General features: G+C 73.1%; 9 protein-coding genes. 1 reads left to right on the top strand and 8 read right to left on the bottom strand.

Annotation, left to right across the window (positions count from 1 at the left end):
* Nucleotides 1-125: 125 nt before the first annotated feature.
* Both ACFWYW_RS58505 and ACFWYW_RS58500 read right to left on the bottom strand, forming a co-directional pair.
* Complete coding sequence (locus tag ACFWYW_RS58505) at nucleotides 126-1,694, bottom strand: (2,3-dihydroxybenzoyl)adenylate synthase (RefSeq protein ID WP_379612751.1); 1,569 nt, start codon at nucleotides 1,692-1,694, stop codon at nucleotides 126-128.
* Nucleotides 1,695-1,704: 10 nt separating this feature from the next.
* Nucleotides 1,705-2,265, bottom strand: a complete 561-nt coding sequence (locus ACFWYW_RS58500) for a pyridoxal 5'-phosphate synthase (protein WP_379612752.1) — start codon at nucleotides 2,263-2,265, stop codon at nucleotides 1,705-1,707.
* 56 nt (nucleotides 2,266-2,321) lie between these two features.
* Between ACFWYW_RS58500 and ACFWYW_RS58495 the strand changes: the two genes are divergently transcribed.
* The gene (locus ACFWYW_RS58495) at nucleotides 2,322-2,981 is read left to right on the top strand and encodes a methyltransferase (RefSeq protein WP_379612753.1); all 660 of its coding nucleotides are present in this window, start codon (nucleotides 2,322-2,324) and stop codon (nucleotides 2,979-2,981) included.
* Between the two features lies 1 nt (nucleotide 2,982).
* Here ACFWYW_RS58495 and ACFWYW_RS58490 read toward each other — a convergent pair whose 3' ends face one another.
* The 6 genes from ACFWYW_RS58490 to ACFWYW_RS58465 are packed head-to-tail and all read right to left on the bottom strand — an operon-like array spanning nucleotide 2,983 to nucleotide 7,722.
* Nucleotides 2,983-3,732: an ABC transporter permease gene (locus ACFWYW_RS58490; RefSeq protein ID WP_379612754.1), complete on the bottom strand. Its 750-nt coding sequence runs from the start codon at nucleotides 3,730-3,732 to the stop codon at nucleotides 2,983-2,985.
* On the bottom strand, nucleotides 3,729-4,508 hold the full coding sequence (locus ACFWYW_RS58485; RefSeq protein ID WP_379612755.1) for an ABC transporter permease: 780 nt from the start codon (nucleotides 4,506-4,508) through the stop codon (nucleotides 3,729-3,731). Before ACFWYW_RS58485 ends, ACFWYW_RS58490 begins: the two co-directional genes overlap by 4 nt.
* The gene (locus ACFWYW_RS58480; protein ID WP_379612756.1) at nucleotides 4,505-5,440 is read right to left on the bottom strand and encodes an ATP-binding cassette domain-containing protein; all 936 of its coding nucleotides are present in this window, start codon (nucleotides 5,438-5,440) and stop codon (nucleotides 4,505-4,507) included. Before ACFWYW_RS58480 ends, ACFWYW_RS58485 begins: the two co-directional genes overlap by 4 nt.
* 28 nt (nucleotides 5,441-5,468) lie before the next feature.
* Entirely contained in the window at nucleotides 5,469-5,840 is a 372-nt protein-coding gene (locus tag ACFWYW_RS58475; RefSeq protein ID WP_379612757.1) for a nuclear transport factor 2 family protein, read from the bottom strand.
* Between the two features lie 23 nt (nucleotides 5,841-5,863).
* Nucleotides 5,864-6,643 carry a thioesterase II family protein gene (locus ACFWYW_RS58470; RefSeq protein ID WP_379612758.1) on the bottom strand — a complete coding sequence of 260 codons (780 nt, stop codon included), beginning with the start codon at nucleotides 6,641-6,643 and terminating at the stop codon, nucleotides 5,864-5,866.
* Nucleotides 6,640-7,722: a Gfo/Idh/MocA family oxidoreductase gene (locus tag ACFWYW_RS58465; protein ID WP_379612759.1), complete on the bottom strand. Its 1,083-nt coding sequence runs from the start codon at nucleotides 7,720-7,722 to the stop codon at nucleotides 6,640-6,642. Before ACFWYW_RS58465 ends, ACFWYW_RS58470 begins: the two co-directional genes overlap by 4 nt.
* Nucleotides 7,723-7,878: the final 156 nt, after the last annotated feature.

The following is a 7,878-nucleotide window of genomic DNA, read 5'->3' as shown; positions in this document are numbered from 1 at the left end:
GGCGACGGCGGCGGCGAGCCGGTCGCACTCGCGCGCGCGGACCAGCGGCGGCAGCCCGTGCAGGGTGGCGACGACCCTGCCGAGCAGCGCCGGGTCGTCCCAGTCGGGTTGCTGGGCCGCGGCGATCACGGCGCCTCGTCCCGCAGCCGGGCCTTGTCCACCTTGCCGACGGGGGTGAGCGGCAGGCCGGGCACGACGACCACCCGGTCGGGGATCTTGTAGGCGGCCGCGCCGCGCTCGCGCATGAACGCGCCGATGGCCGGGAGCGTGGGCGGTTCGGCCCCGGCGACGATGTAGGCGCAGGTGCGTTCGCCCAGGTAGTGGTCGGGCACGGCGACCACGGCGGCGGCGCGCACGTGCGGGTGGGCCAGCAGGTGTTCCTCGACCTCGTCGGCGGGCACCTTGTCGCCGCCGCGGTTGATCACGTCCTTGACCCGGCCGCAGATGACGAGGTGGCCGCTCGGGGTGGTGCGGGCGAGGTCGCCGGTGCGGAAGAACCCGTCGGGGGTGAAGGCCCGCGCGTTGTGGTCGTCCGCGCGGAAGTAGCCCCTGATCGTGTACGGCCCGCGCACCAGCAGCTCGCCGGCCTGACCGGCGGGCACCTCGGCGCCCGACTCGTCCACGACGCGGATCTCGTCATGCTCCGACAGCGGCCTTCCCTGGGCGCCGGCCCGCAGGTCCGGCCCGTCGTCCGGCGGGCTCTGGCTGAGCAGCCCCTCGGCCATGCCGAACGACTGCTGCACCCGGCCGAGCCGCGCCTCGACGTCGGCCACCAGTCCGGGGCCGGCCGCGGCGCCGCCGAGCTGCACCAGGCGCAGGCTGTCCAGGCGGTGCGGGGTCCACGCGGCGGCCTCGGCCCACAGCAGGCCGAGCGAGGGCACGAGCCCGGTGACGGTGACGCGTTCGCGCTCGATGATCGGGAAGGCGTCGTCGGGGCCGGGGGTGGGGGTGAGGGCGACGGCGCCGCCCGCGTGCAGGGTGCCGAGCACGCCGGGGCAGCCGAGCGCGTAGTTGTGCGCGATGGGCAGCGCGGCCAGGTAGACGTCGTCCCCGGTCAGCCGGGCGTTGGCGGCGCTGAGCCGGAGGTTGCACAGGTAGTCGTCGTGGGTGCGCGGGATGAGCTTGGCGCGGCCGGTCGTGCCGCCGGACAGCAGGAAGAGCGCGACGTCGCCGGGGCCGGGCGGTTTGAGGTCGGCGGGTTCGGCGTAGAGGGCGTCGAGGGGGGTGAACTCCTCCGGCTGCCCGGCCACGATCACCTGGCGGGGGCCGTGGATCCGGCGGGCCAGTTCGCGGTGGTCGAAGCCCTGGTGGTGGTCGGGGATGACGTAGGCGGCCGGTTCGGTCCGCGCGGCGAGGTGGCCGATCTCGTCGTGGCGGTGCGGGGGCAGCGCGAGTACGGGGGCTGCGCCCAGCGTGAACAGGGCGAACAGGGTGTCGATGAGCTCCGGGGAGTTGGGCAGGTGCACGATGACGCGTTCGCCGGGCCGTACGCCGAGATTGTGCAGGCCGGTGGCCAGGCGGGCGGCGCGCTCGGCGAGGTCGCGGTAGGTGCGGCGCTCGCCGGTGGCGGTGACGAGCGCGGTGCGCCCGTCGTGGGCGTGGAGCAGGGAGCCAAGGGTCTGTCCTGTCCACAGGCCGAGTTCGCGGTAGCGGCGGGCGCTCTCCTCCGGCCACGGTACGCATCCGGGGATCATGCGGTCCTCCTCAGGGGGCCAGCCGCGTCAGGTGCCAGCCGCCGGAGGCGTGGCGGTAGCGGACGCGGTCCTGGATCTCGTCGGCCCTGCGCTGCCAGAACTCCATCTCGCGGGGCGTGAGCCGGTAGCCGCCCCAGTGGACGGGGCGCGGGACCTCCTGGCCGGTGAAGCGGGCGCGCTGTTCGTCGAAGCGGGTGCGCACGGCCTGCCGGTCGCCGATCTCGGTGCGCTGGTCACTGCTCCAGGCCAGCAGTTGGAGGGTGCGGGGCAGGGTGGCGAAGTGGGCGTCGGACTCGACCTCGCCCAGCCGCGCGACCAGGCCCTCGACGCGGACCTGCCTGCCCTTCTCCAGCAGGGCGAAGCACAGGGCGGCCATGGGGTTGACCGCGACGTCGGCGGCCTTGCGGCTGGCGTGGTTGGTGAAGTACACGAAGCCGTGGTCGACGTAGGCCACGTCCACCCAGCGGGCGGAGGGGCGGCCGTGGTGGTCGGCCGTGGCCAGTACGGCGAAGCCGGGCATCTCCCAGCGGGCGAACTCCCGCATCGGATCCACTGCGTTTTCGGTGAGCATTTTCTGCTCCTGCCATTCTCTGGTCAGTTGAAACCCTATTGCCTATAATCGCATTCATGCAAGAAGTCGCAGCGAAACTCATCACCCGCCATCGCGAAATAACCACTCCGCGGACTTTCGAGCTGCTCGGCCTCGAATGGGATCTCCTGCCGGGCGTCTACGCCCCGCACCTGTCCCAGTCGTCGGCCCTTTACGCCGAATGGCTGCCCTATCCCCTGCACGGCTCGTTCTGCGAGGTCGGCAGCGGCACCGGCTACATCTCGGTGCTGGCCGCGCTGCGCGGCTGCGCCTCGGTGACGGCACTGGACCTCAGCGCGGCGGCCGTGGACAACACCCGGCTCAACGCCGTACGGCACGGCGTCGACGACGTCGTCCGTACGGCCCAAGGCGACCTGTTCGAGCCGCTGACCAGCGAAGACCGATTCGATCTCCTCTACTGGAACTCCAACTTCGTCGAGGGTGAGCCCGCCGACGCGCTGGAGCGCGCGTTCTTCGATCCCGGCTACGCCACGCACGCCGCCTACTTCCGCGATGCCGCCGCGCACCTGGAGCCGGGCGGCCGGCTGCTGCTCGGCTTCACCGACCTGGGCGACGAGAACCGGGTGCGCGCGCTGGCCGAGGAAAGCGGCTGGCGGGCCACGACGCTGCGCGCCGCGAAATGCGCAGCGGAAAAAGGGCACATCGAATACCGCCTCCTCGAATTCCGGCAGCGATAATTCACCGATAAAGGCGGAGGGCGAGCGGCGCCAATATGGCGGTCACCGCCACCGCCCACGCCGCGGTGAAAAGCACGGGCACCAGAACGGGACCGCCGCTCGAAAGGCCGACGAGCGCGTCACCGGCCAGCGACAGCGGATTGGCCCGCACCACCGGCTGCAGCCAGCCGGGGAACTGCTCGACCGGCACGAACCCCGACGACAGGAACAGCAGCAGCGTCACCGGCGTGTTGAGCGCCCCGCTGACCGCCTGCTCGCTGGAGGCCGACAGCGCCACGACGACGGCCGGCCACAGGAAGATCCAGGCGAACAGCGCCACCACCGCGAAGAAGGCGAGCACCGCCAGCGGCCCCTGACCGAACCGGAACCCGGCGGCGTACGCGACGGCCGTGGTGAACGCGGCCACGATCACGGCCCTGGCCAGGTCGGCGGCGATGCGCCCGGCCAGCACCGGCAGCCGGCCGATGTCCATGGCCCTGAACCGGTCGGTGATGCCGCCGCGCAGGTCGGTGAAGAAGCCCACGCCGGTGCCGACCGCCCCGTACGCGGCGCTGAACAGCACGATGACCGGGGCGAGCCGGTCGATGTAGGAGCCGCGGGTGGCCTGGCCGACGAGTTCGCCGAAGACCAGCAGCATGAGGAACAGCAGGATCACCGGGAACATCACCGAGTCCGCGACGAGCTGCGGGCTCTTGACGAAGCGGCGCAGGTTGCGACCGGCGAGCAGGCCGGTCTCGGCAAGGGTGCTCATGTCGCCCTCCTGAAGGCCTGGACGGCCGCCGCCGAGAAGACCGCCAGCAGCCCGGCCAGCCACGCCAGCGCCTTGACCACGGGCCCGGCCGTCGGGCCGCCCTCGGCCAGCGCGCGCAGCGCGTCCAGCACCGCGGTGACCGGCTGGTGGCGTACCACCGGCTCGATCCAGGCGGGGAAGGCGTCGGCGGGCACGAACGCCGAGGAGATCATCAGCAGCGGCAGGTAGATGACGTGCAGGGTCGAGGAGACCGACTCCGGGTCGCGGGAGACGAGCCCGAGCGCGCTGGTGCCCGCCGAGATCGTCAGCGCGAACGCCACGGACAGGGCGGCGAAGCCCAGCGCGGCCAGCGGGCCGGCCTGGAAGCGGAACCCGGCCACGTAGCCGGTCGCGACGATCACCGCGATGGCCAGCAGCGCCCGTACGCTGTCGGCGGCCATCCGGCCCACCACCACGGCGCCCCGGTTGATGGCGAGCGCGCGGTAGCGGGCCAGCATGCCGCTGCGGCGGTCGGAGGCGGCGAAGAAGGCCGCGGTGATCGCCACGGAGAACATCCACTGCACGACGATCGCCGGTGGCAGGAACTGGGCGTAGTCGATGCCGCGTACCCGCAGCAGGTTGCCGAACAGGGCCAGGAAGCCGAAGACGAAGATGATCGGGAAGATCACCATCGTGCTGACGGTGTCGGCGATCGAGTTGAGCCGGATGTTGCGCCCGGCCAGCAGGAGTCCCTGCCCGAACAGGTTGCCGAGCCCGGCCTCGCTCCTGGCCGTCATGACGCGGCCTCCTCGCGCCCGTGGCCGGTGAGCGCGAAGAACGCCTCGTCGAGCGTGGGCCGGCGCAGCCGGATGTCGTCGGCCTCGACGCCCCGCTCGCGCAGGGCGGCGACGACCTCGGCGAGCGTGCCGCCGTCGGCGTCGCGGACGATGACCAGGCCGCCTGACTCCTCGACGTTCTCCACCTTGCCGCGCAGAGCGCGCAGGGCGTCCTCGGACGGTTCGGCGCGTACTTCGCAGACCTGTCCGCCGACCTGCTTCTTGAGCTCGCCGGGCGTGCCCTCCGCGATCACCTTGCCGCGGTCGATGAGCACGAGCCGGTCGGCCAGCCGGTCGGCCTCCTCCAGGTACTGGGTGGTCAGCAGCAGCGTGACGCCCTTGTCGCGCAGCGAGGCGACGACGTCCCACATCTCCTGGCGGCCCACGGGGTCCAGCCCGGTGGTGGGCTCGTCCAGGAAGATCACCGGGCGGCTGACCACCAGGCTGGCGGCCAGGTCCAGGCGGCGGCGCATGCCGCCGGAGTAGGACTTGACGGGCTGGTCGGCGGCGTCCGCCAGGCCGAACCCGGTCAGCAGTTCCCCGGCGCGGGCCGTGGCCGCCGCCTTGCCGAGCTTGAGCAGCCTGCCGAACAGCACGAGGTTCTGGCGTCCGGTCAGCACGTCGTCGACCGCGGCGAACTGGCCGGTCAGCGCGATGGACGCGCGTACGCCCGACGGGTCGCCCGCCACGTCGTGCCCGGCGACCGACGCCCTGCCGCCGTCGAGCGGCAGGAGTGTGCTCAGGCAGTTGATCACCGTGGTCTTGCCGGCGCCGTTGGGGCCCAGCAGGCCCACCACCGCGCCCGGCTCGACGGCGAAGGACACCTCGTCCACGGCCGTCTTGTCGCCGAAGACCTTGCGCAGGCCCTCGACCTCGACTCCCCCTCCGTTCATGCCGCTCATCTCCTCGATGTGGTGGCCGTCAGCCGTCCTGCTTCACCGGCGTCTGCTGGTGGAAGACGAGCTTCCAGGCGCTGCCGCCGCGCTCGTAGACGCTGGTCATGTAGAGCTGGAAGGCGAACCCGGCCTCCTTGAGCCGGACGGTGGCGCGGTAGGTGATCAGCGCCGCGTCGCCGGTGAGCTCCAGCACCTTGACGTCCTCCAGCGTGTAGTCGTCGAAGGGGGCCTTGTTGGCCTCGATGTCGGCGGCCAGTTCGGCGCCGGTCTGCGGGCCGTCGGGCTCGACGCAGATCGTGCGGTCGGTGACCAGTTCGCGGTAGAAGTCGCCGTTGCCGACCGAGATGGCCGCCCAGCCCTGCTCCTCGAGCTCTCGCAGTTCCTTCTCGACGCTCATGCCCGATGTCTCCTCTTCTTCGGTTACGGGGTCGAGGGCCAGCTGCCGGGCAGGCCGCAGAACTGCAGCACCTGCTCGACCAGCTCGCTCTCGTGGGGGACGAGGTAGAAGTGGCCGCCGGGGAAGTCCCTGAGCCGGAACGGGCCCGTCGTGCAGCCCTTCCAGGCGGCGGCCTCGTCGTGGTCCGCCTCGGGGTCGGCCGCGCCGACGGCGGCGCAGATCGGGGTCGCGATCGGCGCCGTCTCGTCCGGCCGGTAGGTCTCGATCAGCCGGTAGTCGGCTGCGAGCGTGGGCAGGATCAGCTCGCGCAGCGCGGGGTCGTCGAGAACCTCGTCGCTGGTGCCGCCGAGCCTGCGCAGGTCCTCCAGCAGGGCCCGCGCGCCGCCGAGGTGCACCTGGGCCGGGCGGGCCAGGTGCGGCGCGGGGCGTCCCGAGACGACCAGGCCCGCGATCGGGCCGCCGAGCAGGCTCTCCAGGCGGCGGGCGGTCTCGTGCGCGACGGCGGCGCCCATGCTGTGGCCGAACAGGGCCAGCGGCACCTCGCTCATCGGGGCGAGGGCGGCCGCGACCGGTCCGGCCAGCTCGTCCATGGTCGCGGCGCAGGGTTCGCGCAGGCGGTCCTGGCGGCCGGGGTACTGCACGCCGTACAGCTCGACGCCTTCGGGAAGGCGCGCGGCCCAGGTGCGGAAGAACCCGGCGGCGCCGCCGGCGTGCGGGAAGCAGACCAGGCGCAGCCTGGGCACCTCCTGGACGCGCAGGGGCCGCAGCCACTGCTCGCGCTGCCGGGTGGTCGTCGTGGTCATGCCGGTGAGTCCTCCAGTTCGGTACGGGCGGCCGCGATCAGCTCGGCGGCGGGCATCGGGCGGGGCGGCGGACCGGACAGCCGCTCGGGGAATCCCAGGGAGGCGGCCATCGCCTGCCAGATCCCGCTGACCGACAGGTAGTACTGCCCCTCGCGCAGCGGATCGATCCTGTCACCGGCGGCTTTCCACAGGCCGCTGATCGCGCGGTGGGCCGCCGCGGGCCAGTGAGTCGCCAGGATCTCGCGGTAGCCAGGCGTCTGAGCTGGGCCGATGACGGTGGTGGCGGGCAGGTCGAGGCCGGGGTCGGCGGCGTCGGCGAACCTGGTGGTCTTCCTGGCCTCCTCCGGCAGGTGCGGTCGCGGCGACCACAGGACGGGGCCGTGGGTGCCGGCCAGCGTGAGCGTGCCGCCGTCCGCGCCGACGGTGATCCGGTGCAGCAGGTGGGCGTGGTTGTCGGGGTCGGCGGGGTGGAGCTGGTTCTGCACGCGCAGCGTGAACGGCATCCCGGCGAGGGTGCCGTCGATCGTGCGGAAGGGGCCGGAGCCGGTGGGCGCGGGCAGTTCGTAGGGACGCAGCCCGCCGAGCGCCCGGCCCAGGATGTCGAACAGGTGGTAGGAGACCTGCACGCCGCAGGCCGCCTCGACGTAGAGGGGGCGCAGCGCGCGGGCGGCGGCGATGAAGCGCCGCACCGGCGGCAGGTGCACGTAGTGGCTGTTGACCTGGTACACGGTGTGGTGCTCGCGGGCGGCGCGCAGCAGCCCGGCCAGTTCGTCGCGCAGCAGCGGCCCTTCCTGCAGCACATGCACGCCGCGGGCCGTCAGCGCGGCGGCGACCTCACTGGCCGGGCCGCCGTTCACCGCGCCGAGCAGCACGACGCAGGCCAGGTCGACGCCGTCCGGCACGTCTTCGACGCGGGTCCAGAGCGGCACCCGCGCCTCTCGCGCGCAGGCGTGGGAGCGCTCGCCGCCCTTGGCGAGGATGCCCGCGAGCCGGAACCCGGAGCCGGGCGCGGCGATCGCGGCCAGGTGGATCCGGCCGAAGCCGGTCCCGCAGACCAGCACGCGCGGCTGTGAGTTCACAGGACCCCCTCCTCGACGACGGCTTCCTCGACGCCGGAGGTGACCCGCACGGCCGGGTCCGCGCGCAGGTCGCCGAGCACGCGCTCCGGGTCGAGCACCCAGGCGGCCTCGTGCGCGCCCGGCGGCACCCGTCCCGCCGCGAGCGCGTTGACGGCG

Source organism: Nonomuraea sp. NPDC059023 (assembly GCF_042740095.1).
Taxonomy (GTDB): Bacteria; Actinomycetota; Actinomycetes; order Streptosporangiales; family Streptosporangiaceae; genus Nonomuraea.
Note: the sequence above shows the minus strand (reverse complement) of the source record. Positions and strands in the feature narration are given on the sequence as shown.

Coding starts and splice junctions, on each gene's coding strand:
- ACFWYW_RS58505 (WP_379612751.1), bottom strand. CDS start 1,694: ATGATCCCCGGATGCGTACCGTGGCCGGAGGAGAGCGCCCGCCGCTAC.
- ACFWYW_RS58500 (WP_379612752.1), bottom strand. CDS start 2,265: ATGCTCACCGAAAACGCAGTGGATCCGATGCGGGAGTTCGCCCGCTGG.
- ACFWYW_RS58495 (WP_379612753.1), top strand. CDS start 2,322: ATGCAAGAAGTCGCAGCGAAACTCATCACCCGCCATCGCGAAATAACC.
- ACFWYW_RS58490 (WP_379612754.1), bottom strand. CDS start 3,732: ATGAGCACCCTTGCCGAGACCGGCCTGCTCGCCGGTCGCAACCTGCGC.
- ACFWYW_RS58485 (WP_379612755.1), bottom strand. CDS start 4,508: ATGACGGCCAGGAGCGAGGCCGGGCTCGGCAACCTGTTCGGGCAGGGA.
- ACFWYW_RS58480 (WP_379612756.1), bottom strand. CDS start 5,440: ATGAACGGAGGGGGAGTCGAGGTCGAGGGCCTGCGCAAGGTCTTCGGC.
- ACFWYW_RS58475 (WP_379612757.1), bottom strand. CDS start 5,840: ATGAGCGTCGAGAAGGAACTGCGAGAGCTCGAGGAGCAGGGCTGGGCG.
- ACFWYW_RS58470 (WP_379612758.1), bottom strand. CDS start 6,643: ATGACCACGACGACCACCCGGCAGCGCGAGCAGTGGCTGCGGCCCCTG.